Raw genomic sequence first — 18,663 nt, 5'->3', positions numbered from 1 at the left:
GATATGTTCCAATCGGATAAAAGAAGACGTTGTTAGCGCACAGCTGGGAGTGACGATGAGGGCGAGCCGGATCCTGCTGACGAGGTCGCATTTTTCGTCCACGGCCACTGGCCATCGATCTCGGCTTCAAGGGAAAAACTGAGAAATGTCCGGATGAGCACGATCAGTCCGAGAAGTCCGACGCTTTCCCAGGTCAGTGGTGCGATGATGGTCGCTATGATGTCAGCACCGATCAGGATCTCCAGTCCCAACAAGATCCCGCGGCCGAGATTGGCGCGGTAGCGCTCATAGGCCTCGCGTTGGTCGATCGAGAAGACATCCCTGATGTATCCGACGGTTGCGACCAGAACGCCGACCAGGATCACACCCACGCCGAAGAATTCCAGACCGGTAGCCAAGGGCTTGAGAATGGGTGCTATCAGGTTGGCGATACCGCTTGCCTCACTGCCGATATCCATGATGATTTCCTCTTCAATTCAACAGAGCAGAAGCTGGTAAGGTTTCAGGATCTCGGCTGCCGCGCTGCTTGCAAACAGAGCGACGACCGCTATGACAGCAGGCAGGGTGAAAGCGACAGCGGGTGCGTACATGTAGCCGACGGCACCAAAGCCGCAGCCAAGGGCAAAAGTCGCCACGGCAGCCGCCATCTTCTTTATCCGCGCCTTGGCCGTTGCAACCTCGTCGGCTTTCGGATCGGCCAGAATGTCGGCAAGATCCAGCATGATTTGCGTGGTCGTGCCGGTCATCAGTGTCGATGGCGGCGCTTTCGACAGATGCGCCTTGTGAAGCCCGTTCTGAATGGCCATCGCGGAAACCAGCGCCATGCCGACCGTAAGAGTGGCGACGCCTTCGTCTGCCCGGAACGGACCGTGATAGAGCGCGTAGGCGGCAACGCCGACGAATAGCAAGAGCTTGACCACAAGCATCGGACGGATCGGCGAGCGATTTTGGCTCGGCAGTTTCAGGCAGACCAGCCGTGAGGCAAAGACGACCAGGCAGAACACCGGCAGTGCCAGGAGTTTTGACCATGCGCCATCCAGACCGTGCGCCATGCTTGCGCCAAGCGTCACGAAGTTACCCGTGACATGCGCGGTAAACAGGCCGGACAGCGACAGGAAGCCAAGGGTATCGACATAACCGCCGTTGAAGCTCAGGAGGGTCGGAAGGGGGGGAGTTTTCATCGCTGTTCTCTTATCTAAAATCTGGTATCGCGATGTTCTGTCTCGCGATATGCCCCAGTTTTGCCCGCAAATCCTCCGTTCAACAATTGTATCAATAGTTTCGAATTTATTGCGCCGCGCGACATAATGAAAAGGGCGACCGAAGCCGCCCTGCCATTTGTTCTGATGCTGGTATCGTTATGCAGCACCTGGCCGATTGATCGTCAGGAAATGCCGGACGACCGGCTTTTCGGGTCCGACATGGTAGGTCAGCACCTTGCCCTGTAGGTCGGCGTCGGCATTGGAAACCCGCTTGTGCTGGCGAAGGTGCTCGGCCCAGGATTCCACCATGAACCATTCGACGATCTTTTCCGGATCGGCACTGTCTTCGGTGACACCCCATCCATAGGCTCCGTCGCGGCGCCGTTCCTGGGAGAGTGTATCGAGCGCATACAGGAAGGCGCTGCGATGCTGCCTCTCGATCTTGTATTCGATCAGGATCAGGACCGGACCACGATCATGGGCAAAAGGGCTCGGCAACGAGCGGCTCGGGCCAATGGTTGGACGGTACCATGTCGGCATCGCCGGCCGGAAGCTTGATACGGTGCATGATGAAGCCTGCCACGAGAAGACCGGCCGCACCGATGAACAGGCTCGTCTGGATGCCGACCGCCGTACCGACGGCGCCCCAGCCAAGGCTGCCTGCCGTCATCACACCGTTGAAGACGGTCAGATAGACGGAAAGACCACGACCACGCACCCAGTTCGGGAGCACAGCCTGCGCGGCGCCATTCAGTGTCGTCAGCGCGGTGATCCATGCGCCACCAAGGAAAAGAAGCGCAACGATGGCGACGATCTTTGGCGGAGCGAGCGATAGGACGGCCATGACGATGACGGTGAGAACCGCCGCGCCAAGTAGTAGGCCATCTGAACTCAGGCGTTCGCGCAGTTTCGGCATGACCAGTGCACCGCCGATCGCGTCGGCGCCGACCGCGCCCAGCAGAATGCCATGGAAGCTGGCGTCACCACCGAGCAACTGGCGGGCTACGAGGGGCAAAAGTGCCCAAACGGCGCTGGCGAAGGCGAAGAAGATCGCGGCACGCAACAGCACGACATGCAGTGGCCGGCTTGAGCGGGTGTAGCGAAGGCCTGCCCGGAATGCGCCGAAGAAGTTCTCCTGGAGCGCATCGTTGGCGTTCTTAGCCCGCGGCCACCAGACCAGCGAACGGCACTCTTCGTCCGCACGCGGCGCGGTCTGTCGCCGACCGACGCCGCGCTGGAGATTAGACGGCTTGCGGAATCGTTGGCCTCCGTGTCGGCGGCATTCCTTCGCACGGCCGAGGGGTGCGCCGGTGAAGTCAGTGGGACCGTGCGTATCAGCGCGAGCGAAATCGTGGGCATCAAACATCTGCCCTCGATCCTGACGCGGCTGCGCGAAGACCACCCGCAATCGCGATCGAACTCTCGCTTTCGAATTCCCTTGACGATCTCCTCCAGCGCAAAGCGGATATCGCGATCCGCATGGTTCAACCCGAGCAGCAGGCCCTGGTGGCGAAAAGGATCGGCGTCATATCCATCGGTTTACATGCGCATCGCCGATACCTCGAGCGCCGGGGCGTTCTCAACAGCATGGGGGCACTTGCGAACCATGATCCGATTGGCTTCGATACCGAAACGCCTGCGATCCGGGCGGTCGCGCAGCGCTACCCGGCCATAACCCGAGTGCCTTTGCGCTGCGCGTCGACAGCGACGTCGCCCAGCTTGCAGCGATCCGGGCAGCCTTTGGTATTGGTATCTGCCAGGTGCCGATCATCGCCGCGGATCCTGAGCTGGTGCGGGTGCTTCCCGATCGGTTCAACTTTGACCTAGAAACCTGGGTTGTAATGCACGAGGGTCTACGGGGCAGCGCGCGCTGCCGGATCGTGTTTGATGTGCTCGTCGAGGAACTGAAGAAACTGGCGCTTTCGTGTGATGGCTGCTCATGGGTGCTGACAATGCGGGATTGGCCACTGTGATCGGCACGCTCTGCCTGAAGGTAGGCAGAGGGCTAACTTTGAAAGCTCGTCTTTCGTTATGACAATAAGCCGTCGGTAGGTCCCCGCTGATTAAGAACCCGCCGAATGCGATGCTGTTCTCGACGAGCAAAGGACTAAGAGAGGTCAGCCTAGCCACCAGTCTAAATGAAGGGGGTGGCGGCTTCTAAAAGTCTCTCGAAATAGCGAGCAGGGGAAGTAGCACCTACTGTTTAAATGCTTGGCGAAGCGGTATTCTCTGCTGGCCGTCTTTTTCAAAATTCTCGGGATCTAGCCATTTGAGATAACCCCGACGCAATGCTTCCCATTCGGAATCAATGATCGAAAACCAGGCGGTGTCGCGGCTCTCGCCTTTAACCACCATGTTCTGTCGGAATATGCCCTCAAATTGGTATCCGTACCGTTCGGCCGCCTTCCGAGAAGGCGCATTTCGCGAATTACATCGCCACTGATAACGACGATATCCTAGCTTAAAGATATAGTCCGCAAACAGAAAGAAAGCTTCGGTAGCGAGGCGTGTGCCGGCCATTCCTGGGCCCCATAAAATATGCCCGATCTCCGCAGAACCGTGCGCGGTGCTGATATCCATCAAAGCTTGGCGCCCCACCACCCTGTCGGTTTCCTTGTCAAGGACGACGAAAAAAAGGGGATCGATGGATACCGCTTTTTCTTCCAACCAGTTCCGAAAGGCGTTCTTATCTTCCGGCACGACGTCTGGAAGCCAGCGATGCAGCCGTTCGGCGTCTGGCCCACAGACGGCATCGAACAATTGGTCACCATGTGTGTCGACGTTCAGTGGCTCGAGACGCACATAGCGCCCCTCCATAGCTATTTTTTCTGGAGCAGGTACACCATTCCAGTTTCTAAAGTCAGTCATTGGTAAAACTCCAAACGCGGGTCGGGATTAGCCACAATTTTTACCGCCGCTTGCTTTCGCTTTCGTCTCTTTTGCGAGTGCATGGCGACAGTTACCCTTGAACCACACCTACCAAGCTCCTGCCCCTGAAATCAGTCAGATCGGCTGAAGGATTTCTAGACGTGCCTGACGGCTCGAATTAACTATCAGTCGCGGTATCCCGGCGCTTCCTGGTCCAGCACCCGACGGATGCTCTGCAGATGCATACTGGCGCTTTCAGGGTCCCCTTCCCGCATCTGTCGCGCCGCTTCGGCTGCGACATCAGGCAAAACCGGCAGGAGCTTGCGGCCAGAGCTCATCGCCTTCAACTGAACTTCGGCCGCTCGTTCGAGATAGTAGAGATCATCCCAGGCTTCAGCGATGTTGGGCGCACAAACCATGACGCCATGGTTCTTCATGAACAGGATATCCTTGTCACCAAGCACGGAGGCGATCCTGTCACCCTCGCTCTCATCGAGCGCGAGACCGTTGTAGTTTTCATCCACCGCGACACGGCCGTAGAACTTGAGGGCCGTCTGTCCTGCCCAGACCAACGGCTCGCCTTCCACCATGCTGAGCGCTGTTGCATTTGGCATATGGGTATGGAAGGCAGCGCCCACCCGCGGTGACATCTTGTGCAGCCGCGCATGAATGTAAAAGGCGGTCGCCTCTGGCACTCCATCGCCTGCAACCACATTGCCTTCGAAATCACAGATCAGCAGTGATGAAGCGGTTGCCTCCTGAAACGCCCAGCCGAGGCGGTTGACGATGAAGAGATCTGGGTGACCGGGCACAACGGCCGAGAAATGGTTGCAGATCCCCTCTTCAAGACCCAGGCGAGAAGCCATGCGCAGGCAAGCAGCAAGATCAACCCTTGCCTGCCATATCTCGTCGCTATACATCTTCAGATTATAACTGAGACTGTGGTTCAACTTGGAAATATTCAGTTCATGCGCCATGCTTTCCCCTTGAGTTACATCCAACCTGCCGCAAGAAGGATGGCCGTCACCCTGTCGAGCGTCGGGACGATTGCATTGGGCTGGTAGTCAGACAGTGGTTTGCGGCACGTGCCGCGGTCAACCCAGACCGTGCGAAATCCAAGCTCACGCGCTGCGGCGAGATCCAGATGCGGGCTGGCGCATATATGGACGAGATCGTTCATGCCGATGCCAAAGCTGTTCCAGGCATGATGAAAAATCTGGCTGGAGGGCTTGTAAGCACCGGCCTGCTCAGCCGTGATGACACGGTCGATGGAACCGCCAAGCTGGGCGACATTTCCGGCGATGATAGCGTCGTCAGTGTTCGAGATGATCGCAAGGCGGAAACCGGCGGCCTTCAACGTTTCCAACGTTGCCACGACCTCGGGAAATGGAGGCATCCTGCCGATGGAGGAGGTCAGGATATCGGCATCCGTAGCCTCGAACGCAAGGCCGAATTCGCTCATGGCCCGTTCCAGCGCAAGGGCGCTGACCTCGGCAAACGTTCGGTGAGGGCGCTCCACTTCCAGCGCATGTTCATGCCGGTCATAAACCGCGATGAAAATCTTCTGATCGATATCGCCGCCTTTTGCGGACAGTATCCTGTCCATCGCCGCCAACAGGCCCTCGTCCCACTGGATCAGGGTTCCGTAACAATCAAAGGTCAGCCAGCCCGGCTTGGGTCCGGTCAAGTTCATATATGTTCTCCTAGCGTTTTCCCAAGATTGACAAAACCTGCGTAGATTGAGAAATTAAATCTTATTATCCCTATCATTGGCAAATCAAATGAGCTTCGGCTTCGATCTGGACCTCCTGAAAACCTTTGCCGCCGTCGTCGACTGCGGCGGCTTTACCAAGGCTGCCGAGCGGGTGCACCTGACGCAATCGACGGTGAGCCAGCAGATCAAGAAGCTGGAGGTCAATATGGGCAGCTGGCTGCTGCATCGGAACAAATCTTCCGGAACCGTCGAGACAACTGAGGCCGGGGAACTGCTGCTGAGCTATGCGCGCAGGATACTGGCAACCGCGGAGGAAGCCGCCGAGGTGATGCGCGAACCTTCGGCACCCCGAACCGTGCGCCTCGGGGTGCCGGAGGATTTTGCCGGGCGTCGCCTGATTGACCTGCTGTCGGGATTTTCCGCCGCGTCACCCCATATCAGGCTTGATACGGTCAGCGGCTGGAGCACGGAGCTTCGCCGCCTGCTGGATGCGGGCGAGATTGATCTGGCATTGATCAAGCGTGAGCCCGGAAATGGGGAATGTCTTGCCAGCTGGAAAGAACAATTGATCTGGGTGGAAAGTGCCACGCGCTCCGCCGAGGCCGATCCCGTGCCCCTCGCGGTATTTCCCGTCGGCTGCATCTATCGGGATCGCGCCATCCGCGCTATCGAGCGCAGCGGTCGGCGTTGGCGGATTGCTTATACGAGCCAGGGTTTGATGGGGGTACAAGCAGCCGTCGCTTCTGGTCTTGGCATCAGTCTCCTGCCTTCCGATGCCATACTTCCTGAACATCGGGAACTCGGACCGGAGGATGGCTTCGACGATCAGCCGGCATCCGAAATCGCACTGGTTAAAGGACGGGCGAGTCTCTCGTCAGAGGCTCAGTCCGTCGGGAATTTTTTGGCTGATATGTTGTCGTAGCGGTGTCCAGTCGATCGCTGCTCGCGTGCCGCTCGCAGTCAAGGTGCCCGAACAAGTTGCGTAACCGAAGTTTACCGAAAGCCCAGCGGCCAACCGAGGAGACCACCGATGTTATATGAACGGAAGGGAATTTCGTTTCGATGTCAGTCGGCGTCACCTCGAGAGCGAGACCCAGGTGGCTGCATGTGCATACGGTGGTCGAACCCACGACCTCTCCGATCCGTGGCTGGGGCTACCTTGTCTCTAACATGCTGCGCAAGAGCTTCCACTTCAGAATAGCCGTTAACTGACAGAAATGAGACATGGGAGCGCATGGCCTTTTCGAGGGCCCCGAAGCTGATTCAAGTGCGGCTTAACGCCTCGACTGCTTTGGCCATAAGGTTGGCAAAGCTATCCCAGACGTGAAACATGTTTGGACAGGCTTTTAAGGTGGCGCGCCAACTTGTTCGGACAATCGTTGCGCCAAGGCAATGTCACCGTTCAAAGATCAACTTGTTCTTACCGATCTAGTCTAGGCGAGGCGGCGCCCCGAACGACACTTTTCACTAACGAGGCGTCTGGAAGCTGACAAGCTCATTTATCGGGCGAGCCACCAGGGTCAAATAGCGTTGCCTTTTCGGCAATTCAAAGTGCGCATAATTGTTCTTTATTAGAACGCCAAATTCCCTCATCATCCGCTTCATTGGTGGATAAAAGACGAAAAGTCTGATCGCCCAATCAATAGGGGAACTATCAGCATGTCTCAATTAATGATGGATCGTCGCCGTTTCCTATCCAATTCTGCCTTAGTCGGGGGTCTTGCCGCGGCCCAGACGTTTATTGGCGTCCGTGCCGGCCATGCCAGCGATGAGGCCGCGGTGCGGATGCAGCTCGGATGGCTCGCCTCCAATGGCGTGATTGGCGAAGTCGCCGCGATGAAAAAGGGATTCTTCAAGGAACAGGGCGTCACGCTTACCATCGTTCCGGGTGGGCCGAATGTCGATGGCGTCGCCGGTGTCGCAGCCGGGCAGTCGACCATAGGTCAGCTCTCCTCAAGCCCGTCGATCATGCTGGCGCGTTCCGCCGGCGTTCCGGTCAAGGCTTTCCTCGCGGGCTACCGCAAGCATCCTTTTACGTATTTCTCGAAACAGGCCAAGCCTATCAGGACGCCGCAGGACATGATTGGCAAAACGATTGCGACGCCGCCGACCTCGATGGTCCTTCTCAAGGCTCTCCTGGCAAAGAACGGCATTGCAGAAAGCCAGGTGAAGATCGTCAATATGGGCTCCGACATGAACCAGCTGCTCACCGGCCAGGCCGATGCGGTGTCCGGTTGGGTGACGAACACGAACGCTCTTGCCGTGCTCGGTGACGATCGCGTCGACATGATGCTCTGGGATGCCGGCCTGCAGCTCTACGCCAACGTATATTATACGACCGATCAGCAGCTCGATGAGCATAGCAACGTGTTGGTTCGCTTCACCACCGCTGCGGCCAAGGGATGGGGTTATGTCCGCGACAATCCGGAAGAAGCGGTCGACATGCTTGTCGAAGCCTATCCCAATCTGGACAAGGCAAGCGAACTCAAGGCCGTGCGTTCGGTGATCGATTTCTCCTTCGGCGACAGCACCAAGGAAACCGGCTGGGGCGCGATGAGCAAGGAAAACTGGGCGGCGCAGATCAAGGCCTATGCCGACCTCAAGCAGTTTGCCGGAGCGGTGCCGACTGTCGACGACGTCGCGACCATGTCCATTCTTGAGGCAACCGCGGCTATCCGCAAAAAGGTCGGATGAGGGTCATGATGGGAGCGACATCAGCCAAACGGCCTGCGCCTGTGCCAGACGAATCAGGTCTGGCGGTTGCGGTCAGTCATCTCGATATCCGCTTCGGCGACAAAGATAACGAGTTTACAGCTCTCTCCGATGTAACGGTGGATATCCCACAAGGGGCCTTTGTCACCATGCTAGGGCCATCGGGCTGTGGCAAGTCGACCCTTCTGCGCTGTGTCGCGGATCTCGTCCATATAAGCGCCGGCTCGGTCTCCGTTCTCGGGCGCGGGCCGCAGCAAGCGCGGGAGGCACGCGATTTCGCCTTCGTTTTCCAGGACGCGACCCTGCTTCCCTGGCGCAGCGTCATCGACAATGTGTGCTTGCCGCTCGAAGTCGGAAAACACGACAAGTCCTCCTATGCCGATCCTTACAAGCTGATTGAAATGGTCGGCCTCAAGGGACGCGAGAACGCCTTGCCGCACGAGCTTTCCGGCGGGATGCGGCAGCGCGTGGCGATTGCCCGCGCCCTGGTAACTCGTCCGCGAATTCTTTTGATGGACGAACCGTTCGGTGCACTGGACGAAATCACCCGCGACAAGCTGAACGAGGAGCTGCTGCGGCTGTGGCAGGAAACGGGAACGACGATCCTGTTCGTCACCCATTCCATTCCGGAAGCCGCTTTCCTCGGCCAGTACGTCCTGATGCTGCAGGCTCATCCCGGCCGCGTGAAGGAATTCATGAAAGTGGACCTTCCCTATCCGCGTTCGCTTGCGATGCGCGACACGGTGGAGTTCATCAAGGTCACGGCGCATTTGCGCTCGCTCCTGGAGGAATGCCTATGAGCGACGTGGTACAAACAGGACAGCGCGGCATGGGCGCCGTCCCGCGCAAGATCGCGCTGATCGATGCAACGGTCGGCGTTCTTTCGAGAAACATTCCGGCGATTGTCGCGGCCGTCGGCTGTATCGTCCTCTGGCAGCTGGTCGTCTGGGTCTTCAAGATCCCGACATTCATGGCGCCGAGCCCGGTCGAGGTGATGTTTGCCCTGCGGGACAATGCCGCGACGCTGATGCGCAACTTTCTGCCGACGTTGCTGGAGGCTGTGCTCGGCTTCATTTTCGGCAATCTCGTCGCCATCCTGCTCGCAATCTGGTTCGTGCACAGCAAAGTCGCCGAAAAGGCGTTTTATCCCATTGCGGTATTCGTCAAGGCGATCCCAATCATTGCGCTTGCGCCTATTCTGGTCTTGATCTTCGGAAACGGGATCACGCCAAAAATCATCATCGCGGGCCTGATCTGTTTCTTTCCGACGCTGGTCAACATGGTGCAGGGGCTGCGTTCCGCGCCGCCCGCCATGCTGGACCTGATGCGGGTTCTCTCTGCAAGCCAATCGGAAATCCTCTGGAAGGTGCGCATTCCGAGTTCCCTGCCGTTCCTGTTTGCGGCGCTAAAGATCGCCGCCACCAGCAGCGTCATGGGTGCAATCGTTGCGGAATGGATCGGATCGAGTTTTGGGCTCGGCGCGCTAATCATCGAGGCGACCTACAATTTCCGTTCGCCGCTTCTTTACGCAACAGTGGTGATCGCCGCTTTGCTGGCGGTGGTGCTTTTCTTCATCGTTTCGGTCGTCGAAACCAAGGTCGTGCGCTGGAAGCCCGCCGGGCAGCATTAACGCATGCGCAAAACAAGGATCTGAAACGCGACGCGCTTCAGGCACAAGCCATATAAATCAAGGGGAGACAAATGACCCAGGTTATTCATCAGCCTGCGCGGGAGATCCGTGTCGTCGATCGTTCGGATGTCGTGGTCGTCGGCGGCGGTCCCGCCGGCATTTCGGCTGCGGTTTCGGCAGCCCGCAATGGCGCCAGCGTCACCCTGCTCGAGCGCTATCCCTATGTCGGTGGGCTTGCGAGCGGCGGCATGGTGCTGGTGCTCGACGACATGATCAACCAGCTCGAGGTCACCGTGCGGGGCATCTGCATGGAGATGATCGAGAGGATGAAGCGCTGGGACCTGTGCGTCACGCCAAGCGATCGCGACCAGCTGATCGAATTTCGCGAGACGCCGGAAGCTTGGCAGCGCTGGGCGCGCTGGGGTCTTTTCGATTTCCATACGCAATCAATGCCGCACCCGATCTGCTTTTCGGCAGCCTTCGATCCCGACGGTTTCAAGCGTGCTGCCTATGACATGATCGGCGAGAGCCGGGTCAAGCTGCGGACGCATAGCTGGTTCTCCTCGGCCATCGTTGAGGATGACGCGATCAAGGGCGTCGTCTGCCAGACCAAGGACGGCATGCAGGCCATCATGGGCGATGTCGTCATTGATACCACCGGCGACCTCGATGTCGCGGCAAATGCCGGGGCATCGCATATCGAATCCAATTTCATCCTGACGACTGTTTCACGGTGGGGCGGTGTCGATACGGATGCGGCCGAACGTTTCGAACAGCAGGAGCCGGAAGTCTTCAAGGCGCTCGATCACGAAGCCAAGCGGCTGATCGGCGGATGCTGGTCCTTCTGGTGGCTGAAGACGCCGCTGCCAGGCGTCGTCTGGCTAAACTGCCCGCATATGCCGACGCTGAGTGGTCTGAAGGTCGAAGACCTGACGAACGCGGAGATGGAAGGCCGCTCGCGGATCGCAAAGCTGCTCGATTTTGCACGGGAAAAGATGCCCGGCTTCGAGAATGCCTATGTTGTCGATTTCGCGCCGCAGACTGGCGTGCGCCAGACGCGCCTGCTGCAGGGAGACTATGTCGTGACGAAGGACGACGTCATGACGCGCCGCCATTTTGCCGACACGGTCTGCCGCGGCCGTGATTACTACACGCCCTTCCGCGCGATGTTGCCCAAGGAGGTCGACCAGTTGATCGTTGCCGGGCGACATTATTCGTCCACGCCGCAAGCGCAAAAATCCAGCCGCGAGATCCCGCCCTGCATGGCGATGGGCGAAGCGGCGGGTATCGCCGCAACCGTTGCCCTCAATGCCGGAACGACCGTTCGCAAGGCAGATATCCGGGCAATTCAGAAGCAGATGCGCGCCCAGGGCGCCGATCCCGGCGACATTCCCTCGGAGAACGCTACATATTTGGAGGCCGCGGAATGACGACTTTGCCACTCAACGGAATCCGCGTGATCGACTTCACGCAGGTCATGCTGGGCCCTTCCTGCACGCAGGTCCTGGGCGACTATGGCGCCGAAGTCATCAAGATCGAAAAGGTGAAGATTGGCGACCTTTCCCGTTGGTCGCTGGGTTCCGATCCGGATGGGCTCAATAACCCGGTCTTCTGCTCTTTGAACCGTAACAAGAAGAGCTTAGCGCTGGATCTGAAGGATGTCGGCGCTCGCAAGACCGTCCTAGCCCTGCTCGAAACAGCGGATATCGTCGTCAACAACTTCCGGCCCGGGGTGATGGAACGCATGGGCTTCGGTTACGAGGACCTGAAGAAGATCAATCCTCGTCTGATTTATGCCGTCGGCACCGGCTTCGGGCTGACTGGCCCCTACCAACACAAGGGCGGCCAGGACGTGCTGGCGCAGGCTGTTTCCGGCGTCATGCGCCGCAAGTCCGACAACAGCCACCCTACCTCGATCTATGCCACGCCGCTTGCCGATTACTCGGCCGGCATGCATCTCGTCCAAGGCATCCTGCTCGCCCTACTGCAGCGAGACAAGACCGGCGAAGGTCAACAGGTTGCCGTCAGCCTCTACAACTCCATGATCGCTATGCAGATGCAGGAGGGCACGACGCATCTGATGCGGCAGAAGGATCTCAACTGGGGCGCCTTCCCACTGACGGGTGTCTTCGAGACAACGGACAGTGCGATCGTCATGGTCGGCGCCTTCAAACCGAACCCCCTGCGCGACATCTGTGAAGCGCTTGAGATCGAGGACCTCTCAAAATATCCGCATTATAAGGATTTCGACGCGCAAATGGCGCGGCGGCCGGAATTGCAGGCGATCTTCCGCGAGAATTTCGTGAGAAACAGCACCGCGCATTGGATCGCACGGCTGGAAGGGGTGGACATTCTTTGCGCGCCGGTCCGTTCGCTCCCCGAAGCCTTGGAGGACGAGCAGACGATCATTAACAAGATGATTCTTGAGGCCGGTGAGACCGCAGCCGGTCCGATTCGCCTGATCGGCTCACCGATCGACATGTCTGCTGCCCACATCACCGTGCGGATCGCGCCGCCTCAGCTCGGTCAGCACAACGAGGAAATTCTGGCTTCCCTTTCCAAAATACAGGGAGACGCCGCATGAGCGTTTCCTTGACGATAGAGGACCGCGTTGCCCGCGTGACGCTCAACAGGCCCGACCGGATGAATGCCGTCGATGCCGAGACCGAGGAGAGGCTAGAATCGGTCTGGACGGAGATCGAGACGCGCGACGACATCAGCTGTGTTGTCCTGACCGGTTCCGGCGAGAAAGCTTTTTGCGCAGGCGCCGACCTCAAAGGCGGCAGCGGCAGCTCCGGTTTCGACTACTGGACGGTTGGCCGGGAGAATGGTTTTGGTGGCCTTGCCTTTCGCCGTACGCTCGACGTACCCGTCATCGCGCGCATCAACGGATATGCGTTGGGCGGCGGATCCGAAATGGTGCTCGGCTGCGACATTGTGATCGCGGTGGACACGGCACGCTTCGGCCTTCCGGAAGCCCGTGTCGGCCGCATGCCGCTCGATGGCGGAATGGTGCTCCTGCAACGCAAGATCCCGTTCAACCGCGCCATGGCAGTTATGCTGACGGGGCGGCAGTTTGGCGCGAGTGAGATGGCAAGCTATGGCATCGTCAATGAAGTCGTGTCGGCCGCAGAGCTGGATGCGGCTGTCGATCGCTGGGTCTCCGACATTGTCGCTTGTGCGCCGCTATCGCTCCGAGCCATCAAGCAGACGGTCAATCGCACGGCGCATTTGAGCCCGGCCGAGGCGCAGGCATTACGGACGCCGGCCCTCATCAAGGCCCTGAAAAGCGAGGATGCCATGGAAGGTGTCGCGGCTTTCCGGGAGAAGCGGGCGCCGGTTTGGCGCGGCAGATAGGCATGCTATAGCTTCGAGATTGCCGAGGACTTTCCATGCACGCCAGCATCCTGAAATATTTCACCGAGGTCGCACGCTCGGGATCTATTCGCAAGGCTTCAGAAGAACTGCATGTGGCAACCTCCGCTGTCAGCCGCCAGATCAAGAAGCTGGAAGACGAGCTTGGGACACCATTGTTCGAGCGTTTTTCCGACGGTTTGCGCCTAACGTCTGCCGGCGAAATCGTGTTGCGCCACGCCAAGGAAACGCTGCAGGACTTCGAGGTCATGAAGTCAAACCTTGGTGACCTTCAGGGGAAGAATACCGGCCGCGTCCATATAGCCGCTCTCGACAGCCTACTTGTCTCGTTTCTTCCCGATTTCATCAAGAGGTTTCACAAGCTGCATCCCGGGTGGACTTTCGCGTCCGAGCAGGAGCCTACAATAATATCTTTAATTTCATGGCGGCTGGCGACATCGATATCGGCATCAGCTTTGATCTTGCAACCCCACACGATTTGAAACTTGTAGGCTCGATCCGCACAGCCTTCATGGCCATGGTTGCTCCATCGCACCCGTTGGCGCGCGCGAAATCGGTGACATTGCCGGAATGCGCCCAGTATAAGCTGCTTTTGGCGCTCGACAGCGAAGTCGTCAGTTCGGCCATCGCAGTCGAACTTGCGGGGCTCAATCGAGTGGGGCGAACCTTGGTCGCATCCAACAATCCAATCCTCCTCAAACCACTGGTCATGTCGGGTGACGGCATTGGTTTTTTTACCCCGGTTGGACTCTGGCCAGAAATCCAGACGGGCGAGATCGTTGCCATTCCTGTCCGCGACTTCAAGCTCAGCGCAATAGATATCGGCATTTTCATACCTCGCGACCGGCATCTGACTCACGCCAGCCAGGCGGTCATCGAGCTACTCCATACCGAGCTGCGCAAGTTTGGTGAGGATTTGAGAGACATCGTCAGCAGATGAGAAAAACATGAAAGAGATCCGCCTGCTAACATGTCCTGGCCATGGGCCTGCCGCGCGCTTCGATAGATTGACAGACCTGCCCTCGCAATTTAGTGCAACGGCGGTGCTGGCTGGCGATCTGATCATGCCGACACCTGTCAATGCGCACGATCATGGCTACGGCATCCGCACCCTTGATTTTGGCGCGGTCGACGACGCCCTCGAGATGTGGATACCGGGCCTGAGGCTGCGACCGCGAACGGACCCCTATCTCGAGGCGCTTGTCGCCTTCGGCCGGCTGGCCAAAACAGGCGTTGGGGCAACGATACACTGCCATAACTCGCTCAATGTCGATCGTCTGGTTGATGAGGCAGGCGCGGTCATGCGGGCCGCAGGAGATGTCGGCATTCGACTTGCCCTTTCCTGTCCACTGCTCGACCACGATGCCTGGGCCTATGATGGCGGGCCGCAACGCTTGAAACCGTTTCTATCGGCGGATGACTGGCAGGCGTTGGAGTCAACGGTTCCGAGCTACGCTCCGATTTCCGCCCTGCTCGCGGCCGTTGAGGCGGTTGCCGCAGCCAACTCCAGCCAACTGGTCGATGTGCAGTATGGGCCCATTGGACCACAGTGGTGCTCGAATGCGCTTCTGGAGGCGATTGCAGAGGCTTCCGCGCATCATAATCGACGCATCCACATGCATCTGCTTGAAAGTCCGCGCCAGCGCATATGGCTGGACCGCCGCTTCCCCGAGGGCGTCGTCACCTATCTCGACAACATAGGCTTCCTGTCGCCGCGGCTCGCCATTGCCCACGGCGTCCAATTGCGTCCAGACGAGCTTGAACTGCTTGCGGAGCGCGGGGTGCAGCTTGTCACTAATCCCTCAGCCAATCTGCGCCTTCGCTCGGGCATCGCTCCGATCGCCTCCGCGCTAGAGATCGGCGGCTCGGTCTTCGCCATTGGTCTCGACGGAACCGGATTGGACGACGATCAGGATCTCTGGCGGGAGATGCGGCTCCTCTATCTCCTGCAGGGCGGTCGTAACCTGACGCGACGGTTGACAGCGCAGGATATATTCGATGCCGCCATCCGCGTGGGCGGTCAAGTGATCAATGCGAACGAAGCCGATGACTTCACCATCATCGACTACCAGGCGCTGATTGCCGAAGCGCTCTTCTACGACCTCGACGAAGCGGAAGTACTGTTGACGCGCATGAGCGCCAAGTACGCCAGGGGACTCATCGTCGCGGGGCGGGAGGTGATGCGTCAGGGAGAATTGACCGGTATCGACTTTGACGCAGCCTCTTCCGAACTTGGGGCACAGGCAAGAGCTGACCTGCCACGGCTTGAAAAGCAGCGTCCCCTTGTCCGAGCTTTATCCGAAGCGACTCGCGCCTATTATGCAACCTGGCCCGGAATCTCGTGATAGAGGGCCAGGCGGAGATCATGCGTCGACAAGCGGACCGACCCGTGTTGCATCGAGGCCTTCGAGCCTCTTCTTGTCGGTGATCGGCAATTGCGGCGGCAGCACCCTATTCCAGACAGCATTTCCGGTGCGCTTGCCAACGAGATGCTTAACCGTCGGAATGAGGGGATGGGCAGCGATAGCTTGCCGCAGCCCTCGCACCTGTTCCAGCAGCTCGGCATTATCCTGGTCGCGCCAGAGCCGCTGCGAGGAGCGAGGGTCGATATTGACGGTCGCCGAGATGCAACCGGCATACCCATCGCGATCGGCATCGGCAAGTACCGCCTCGCTGCTCGGGAAAACGCCGAAGCCGGCGATCTTGGTTAGCTCCCGCGCATAGGCAAGATTTCCGGAGCTGTCCTTCGCCCCAAGAATCCGCTTTGGAAAAGCCTGCGAAAGCCGCGCCGACAAGGCGGGCGAAAACTCAATGCCGGTCAATTGCGGGAAGTTATAGAGGTAGATCGGGATCGGTGTCTCCGCCGTCATCCTTACGAGCTCGGCAAACCAGGCAAACAAGCCGTCTTCTTCGACCGGTTTGTAATAATAGGGGGGGCAGCACGAGCGCCGCCGCAAAGCCAAGATCGAAGGCTCGGCGCGTCAACCCAACCGTCGTTTCCAGATCCGGCGTTCCGGTCCCGACCATCAGCCTGCTCCCATCCAATTCCCGGGCTGCGGTCGTCATGAGAGCGCTGCGCTGGGTGGCAGAAACGGAATTGGCCTCGCCCGTAGTGCCCAGCACGTTCAGGAAATCGCAGCCATGGTTGAGGCACCAGCGGCCATGTTCGATGAAGGCGGCGCGATCGACGTCATCATGATGGTCGAAAGGGGTGGGCAAGGCGGCGATCACGCCGGCGATCCGGGTCTGCGTCATGAGAGGCTCCTCCTATTCCATCAGATTCTATTCTTGGTCTGGCTGCGATAATCTGCCACAAAAGGATGATCGAGGCTGGTGACGTGGCTCTGGTCCCAACCACCCGGGGCGCCCCATCCGGTGACGCTGTCAGCAAAGAAATCACGATTGACATCACGCAAGAACAGGCGCTCTCTCGGCATTTCCTCGTCCCACAAGATGGCGTCGACCGGGCAAACAGAAAGGCAAAGCCCGCAATTAATGCATTCCTCCGGCTGGATGTAGAACATCCTACCGCCCTCATAGATGCAGTCGACCGGACAGGCGACCGTACAGGCTCCATCTTTGGTATCGATGCAGGGTTCGGTAATTACGTAAGCCATGTCTTTCGCCTCATGGCGCTCTGAAGGCGCCTTTAGCAAACTATGACAAACTGAAGCGTTCTTAAGAAGCGCTGATTTTCGGTTCTTGTGTTGCCGAAACGGCAACGCTTACGCCTGTGACTGGGTCTGATAGCAGCTGATGCAGGCCGTTCAACCGCCGTGCGGTATCCCTTGCTGAATGAGCATACCTTCGCCGCCTGGTCGTAAACGAATTCATACCTCAGCCCCTTGGTTCATGGCCCGGGACGGGCCGAGAGGGATCTTCGGGCTGCCAGATCCGCATGGCAATGTCAGTCGATAATATGCGTCGGTTTCGGCAGGATACGAGGCAGGCGCTTGAGGATTTCAGCCCCATCCGAGAGCACGGTAACGTCGCCGTAACCGCAATACCCCTCCCGTCGAAGCGTATGCCAAGTTCGATCCGCGTTGGCAGTGACAAAATTGCGGCCGCCGCCATCGCCACTACCACCAAGACCACGACCACATCGGGCAACAACAAGCTCGAAGCTTCGAGCTCACCGACCCTGATGGTACGCTTGCGCACTGTCGTGTGCGTCTCGGTTGGCTCAATAGGAAGAAACTTCTTGAGCACGCTCGCCGCTTGTCTGTAGGACATAACGCTTCCCAGCCGTGCCGTCAGCTCCATTAGCTCAGACGCCGCCCGATCAGGGCAGATTTCCTTTAGTGGCGCGAACGTAGTGACCATGCCCGGATAGCAATCGCTGCACATCATCCAGCGGGGATTGCGAACCTTCACTGTGCCAAAAACGGTTTTGATGCGGCGCGTCGTGTAATCTTTGCTGCCCGAACGTGTGGCAGTCCGGGCAGACACGGCGGTAAAGGGAATACGTCTCGGCCTCATGGTTCACGACGGCGTTCTGCGGCGCTTCCATAATCCTCTTGCCGTCCTCAATCGACAGGCCGAGGTCACCATCAAACAGCCGCTCCCACCTTTTGTCTATGCGGATTTCCTGCCGGCAACTTCGCCGAACTCATTCTGGCCCTCGATCGTGATCGTCCATTCCACTGCCATCGTTGCCTCCTCCATCAAGGCAATCAAGATGGCTCAGCCGGCACTAACAGTTCGTGAGCCCCCCAGAAAAGGTACCAGTCTCTCCAGCGGTGGGCACTCATCCATCGGTGTCGGATTGCCGGCCAGCCTTGTTCTTTTAAGCTTCTGTCTCGACAAAGTCGACAACAAGCGAGGCGTCCGGGCAGCGAGGGAAACGAGACGGTGTCGCCACAGCTAAGCGGCGGGCATGATTCTCGTAGCCTCACGGATAGCCGATGCAATCTCGTCTTCGCTGCGCTCCCCGTTTATGGCGATGCGCCCGCCAAAGACGAAGTGAGGAACTGAGCTGACGCCGGCAGCTAGTGATCTGGCCGCCTCCTGCTCGACGCGTCTGTGTTGCTCGGGGTCGAGCGCTACCGCCCGTGACGGAAAGCCAGCGTGTTCGGTTGCAGCGAAATCGTTTCGACGCCTCTCGTCAGCTGCAGCCTACCTCGCGGTCAGGTCGAGAGCCACGCCTTGTTGGCGATGAGATC

At 58.7% G+C, this 18,663-nt stretch carries 19 protein-coding genes and 2 pseudogenes; 11 read left to right on the top strand and 10 right to left on the bottom strand.

Annotated features, from left to right (window positions below):
* Window positions 1-32: 32 nt before the first annotated feature.
* The 3 genes and pseudogenes from P3R82_RS07625 to P3R82_RS07615 form a co-directional block, all read right to left on the bottom strand.
* Window positions 33-458, bottom strand: coding sequence for a DUF1622 domain-containing protein (locus P3R82_RS07625; protein ID WP_111564218.1), 426 nt, complete (start codon window positions 456-458; stop codon window positions 33-35).
* Between the two features lie 18 nt (window positions 459-476).
* Entirely contained in the window at window positions 477-1,181 is a 705-nt protein-coding gene (locus tag P3R82_RS07620; protein ID WP_283193628.1) for a YoaK family protein, read from the bottom strand.
* Between the two features lie 177 nt (window positions 1,182-1,358).
* Window positions 1,359-2,385 (bottom strand): annotated as a pseudogene (locus P3R82_RS07615) (MFS transporter); the annotation flags it as partial.
* A gap of 577 nt (window positions 2,386-2,962) precedes the next feature.
* Between P3R82_RS07615 and P3R82_RS07610 the strand changes: the two are divergent.
* On the top strand, window positions 2,963-3,175 hold the full coding sequence (locus tag P3R82_RS07610; protein ID WP_162746483.1) for a hypothetical protein: 213 nt from the start codon (window positions 2,963-2,965) through the stop codon (window positions 3,173-3,175).
* A 223-nt stretch (window positions 3,176-3,398) separates the two neighbouring features.
* Here the strand turns inward: P3R82_RS07610 and P3R82_RS07605 are convergent, their stop codons facing one another.
* The 3 genes from P3R82_RS07605 to P3R82_RS07595 all read right to left on the bottom strand — a co-directional run bounded on the left by P3R82_RS07605 (window position 3,399) and on the right by P3R82_RS07595 (window position 5,763).
* On the bottom strand, window positions 3,399-4,070 hold the full coding sequence (locus P3R82_RS07605) for a GNAT family protein (protein ID WP_283193627.1): 672 nt from the start codon (window positions 4,068-4,070) through the stop codon (window positions 3,399-3,401).
* Window positions 4,071-4,255: 185 nt separating this feature from the next.
* Entirely contained in the window at window positions 4,256-5,047 is a 792-nt protein-coding gene (locus P3R82_RS07600; RefSeq protein ID WP_283193626.1) for an aldolase, read from the bottom strand.
* A gap of 14 nt (window positions 5,048-5,061) precedes the next feature.
* Entirely contained in the window at window positions 5,062-5,763 is a 702-nt protein-coding gene (locus tag P3R82_RS07595; protein WP_113177654.1) for a haloacid dehalogenase type II, read from the bottom strand.
* Between the two features lie 88 nt (window positions 5,764-5,851).
* On the opposite strand from P3R82_RS07595, the gene P3R82_RS07590 reads away from it, so the two are divergent.
* From P3R82_RS07590 to P3R82_RS07545, 10 genes are all read left to right on the top strand, one after another.
* On the top strand, window positions 5,852-6,706 hold the full coding sequence (locus tag P3R82_RS07590) for a LysR substrate-binding domain-containing protein (RefSeq protein WP_113177652.1): 855 nt from the start codon (window positions 5,852-5,854) through the stop codon (window positions 6,704-6,706).
* A 737-nt stretch (window positions 6,707-7,443) separates the two neighbouring features.
* The gene (locus tag P3R82_RS07585) at window positions 7,444-8,478 is read left to right on the top strand and encodes an ABC transporter substrate-binding protein (RefSeq protein ID WP_113177650.1); all 1,035 of its coding nucleotides are present in this window, start codon (window positions 7,444-7,446) and stop codon (window positions 8,476-8,478) included.
* A gap of 5 nt (window positions 8,479-8,483) precedes the next feature.
* The gene (locus P3R82_RS07580; protein WP_113177648.1) at window positions 8,484-9,296 is read left to right on the top strand and encodes an ABC transporter ATP-binding protein; all 813 of its coding nucleotides are present in this window, start codon (window positions 8,484-8,486) and stop codon (window positions 9,294-9,296) included.
* Window positions 9,293-10,126 carry an ABC transporter permease gene (locus P3R82_RS07575; RefSeq protein WP_283193625.1) on the top strand — a complete coding sequence of 278 codons (834 nt, stop codon included), beginning with the start codon at window positions 9,293-9,295 and terminating at the stop codon, window positions 10,124-10,126. The genes P3R82_RS07580 and P3R82_RS07575 overlap by 4 nt, the downstream gene beginning before the upstream one ends.
* 71 nt (window positions 10,127-10,197) lie before the next feature.
* Window positions 10,198-11,556, top strand: coding sequence for an FAD-dependent oxidoreductase (locus P3R82_RS07570; RefSeq protein ID WP_113177644.1), 1,359 nt, complete (start codon window positions 10,198-10,200; stop codon window positions 11,554-11,556).
* Window positions 11,553-12,710: a CoA transferase gene (locus tag P3R82_RS07565; protein WP_283193624.1), complete on the top strand. Its 1,158-nt coding sequence runs from the start codon at window positions 11,553-11,555 to the stop codon at window positions 12,708-12,710. The genes P3R82_RS07570 and P3R82_RS07565 overlap by 4 nt, the downstream gene beginning before the upstream one ends.
* Entirely contained in the window at window positions 12,707-13,483 is a 777-nt protein-coding gene (locus P3R82_RS07560; protein WP_283193623.1) for an enoyl-CoA hydratase-related protein, read from the top strand. The genes P3R82_RS07565 and P3R82_RS07560 overlap by 4 nt, the downstream gene beginning before the upstream one ends.
* A 35-nt stretch (window positions 13,484-13,518) precedes the next feature.
* Entirely contained in the window at window positions 13,519-13,983 is a 465-nt protein-coding gene (locus tag P3R82_RS07555; protein WP_283193622.1) for a LysR family transcriptional regulator, read from the top strand.
* Complete coding sequence (locus P3R82_RS07550; RefSeq protein ID WP_283193621.1) at window positions 13,875-14,441, top strand: LysR substrate-binding domain-containing protein; 567 nt, start codon at window positions 13,875-13,877, stop codon at window positions 14,439-14,441. The genes P3R82_RS07555 and P3R82_RS07550 overlap by 109 nt, the downstream gene beginning before the upstream one ends.
* Before the next feature lie 7 nt (window positions 14,442-14,448).
* A complete protein-coding gene (locus tag P3R82_RS07545) occupies window positions 14,449-15,846 on the top strand; it encodes an amidohydrolase family protein (RefSeq protein ID WP_113177636.1) in 1,398 nt (465 codons plus the stop codon).
* Between the two features lie 18 nt (window positions 15,847-15,864).
* On the opposite strand, the gene P3R82_RS30240 is transcribed toward P3R82_RS07545, so the two are convergent.
* The 4 genes and pseudogenes from P3R82_RS30240 to P3R82_RS07530 form a co-directional block, all read right to left on the bottom strand.
* The gene (locus P3R82_RS30240) at window positions 15,865-16,401 is read right to left on the bottom strand and encodes a dihydrodipicolinate synthase family protein (RefSeq protein WP_349294044.1); all 537 of its coding nucleotides are present in this window, start codon (window positions 16,399-16,401) and stop codon (window positions 15,865-15,867) included.
* Window positions 16,334-16,756, bottom strand: coding sequence for a dihydrodipicolinate synthase family protein (locus P3R82_RS30235; protein ID WP_349294043.1), 423 nt, complete (start codon window positions 16,754-16,756; stop codon window positions 16,334-16,336). Before P3R82_RS30235 ends, P3R82_RS30240 begins: the two co-directional genes overlap by 68 nt.
* A 20-nt stretch (window positions 16,757-16,776) precedes the next feature.
* A complete protein-coding gene (gene fdxA, locus P3R82_RS07535) occupies window positions 16,777-17,118 on the bottom strand; it encodes a ferredoxin (RefSeq protein WP_113177632.1) in 342 nt (113 codons plus the stop codon).
* 1,246 nt (window positions 17,119-18,364) lie between these two features.
* Window positions 18,365-18,556, bottom strand: a pseudogene (locus P3R82_RS07530) (DsbA family protein); the annotation flags it as partial.
* Window positions 18,557-18,663 lie beyond the last annotated feature (107 nt).

The organism is Rhizobium sp. AN80A (assembly GCF_030053015.1).
Taxonomy (GTDB): domain Bacteria; phylum Pseudomonadota; class Alphaproteobacteria; order Rhizobiales; family Rhizobiaceae; genus Rhizobium; species Rhizobium metallidurans.
The sequence above is the reverse complement of the archived record's forward strand: the minus strand, read 5'-3'. Positions and strand labels throughout refer to the sequence as shown.

Excerpts from the sequence above, each read along its gene's own strand:
- P3R82_RS07585 (WP_113177650.1), top strand. The coding sequence starts at position 7,444 with ATGTCTCAATTAATGATGGATCGTCGCCGTTTCCTATCCAATTCTGCC.
- P3R82_RS07570 (WP_113177644.1), top strand. The coding sequence starts at position 10,198 with ATGACCCAGGTTATTCATCAGCCTGCGCGGGAGATCCGTGTCGTCGAT.
- fdxA (WP_113177632.1), bottom strand. The coding sequence starts at position 17,118 with ATGGCTTACGTAATTACCGAACCCTGCATCGATACCAAAGATGGAGCC.
- P3R82_RS07560 (WP_283193623.1), top strand. The coding sequence starts at position 12,707 with ATGAGCGTTTCCTTGACGATAGAGGACCGCGTTGCCCGCGTGACGCTC.
- P3R82_RS30235 (WP_349294043.1), bottom strand. The coding sequence starts at position 16,756 with ATGACGCAGACCCGGATCGCCGGCGTGATCGCCGCCTTGCCCACCCCT.
- P3R82_RS07605 (WP_283193627.1), bottom strand. The coding sequence starts at position 4,070 with ATGACTGACTTTAGAAACTGGAATGGTGTACCTGCTCCAGAAAAAATA.
- P3R82_RS07565 (WP_283193624.1), top strand. The coding sequence starts at position 11,553 with ATGACGACTTTGCCACTCAACGGAATCCGCGTGATCGACTTCACGCAG.
- P3R82_RS07580 (WP_113177648.1), top strand. The coding sequence starts at position 8,484 with ATGATGGGAGCGACATCAGCCAAACGGCCTGCGCCTGTGCCAGACGAA.
- P3R82_RS07600 (WP_283193626.1), bottom strand. The coding sequence starts at position 5,047 with ATGGCGCATGAACTGAATATTTCCAAGTTGAACCACAGTCTCAGTTAT.
- P3R82_RS07590 (WP_113177652.1), top strand. The coding sequence starts at position 5,852 with ATGAGCTTCGGCTTCGATCTGGACCTCCTGAAAACCTTTGCCGCCGTC.
- P3R82_RS07555 (WP_283193622.1), top strand. The coding sequence starts at position 13,519 with ATGCACGCCAGCATCCTGAAATATTTCACCGAGGTCGCACGCTCGGGA.
- P3R82_RS07575 (WP_283193625.1), top strand. The coding sequence starts at position 9,293 with ATGAGCGACGTGGTACAAACAGGACAGCGCGGCATGGGCGCCGTCCCG.
- P3R82_RS07595 (WP_113177654.1), bottom strand. The coding sequence starts at position 5,763 with ATGAACTTGACCGGACCCAAGCCGGGCTGGCTGACCTTTGATTGTTAC.
- P3R82_RS07545 (WP_113177636.1), top strand. The coding sequence starts at position 14,449 with ATGAAAGAGATCCGCCTGCTAACATGTCCTGGCCATGGGCCTGCCGCG.
- P3R82_RS07620 (WP_283193628.1), bottom strand. The coding sequence starts at position 1,181 with ATGAAAACTCCCCCCCTTCCGACCCTCCTGAGCTTCAACGGCGGTTAT.
- P3R82_RS07625 (WP_111564218.1), bottom strand. The coding sequence starts at position 458 with ATGGATATCGGCAGTGAGGCAAGCGGTATCGCCAACCTGATAGCACCC.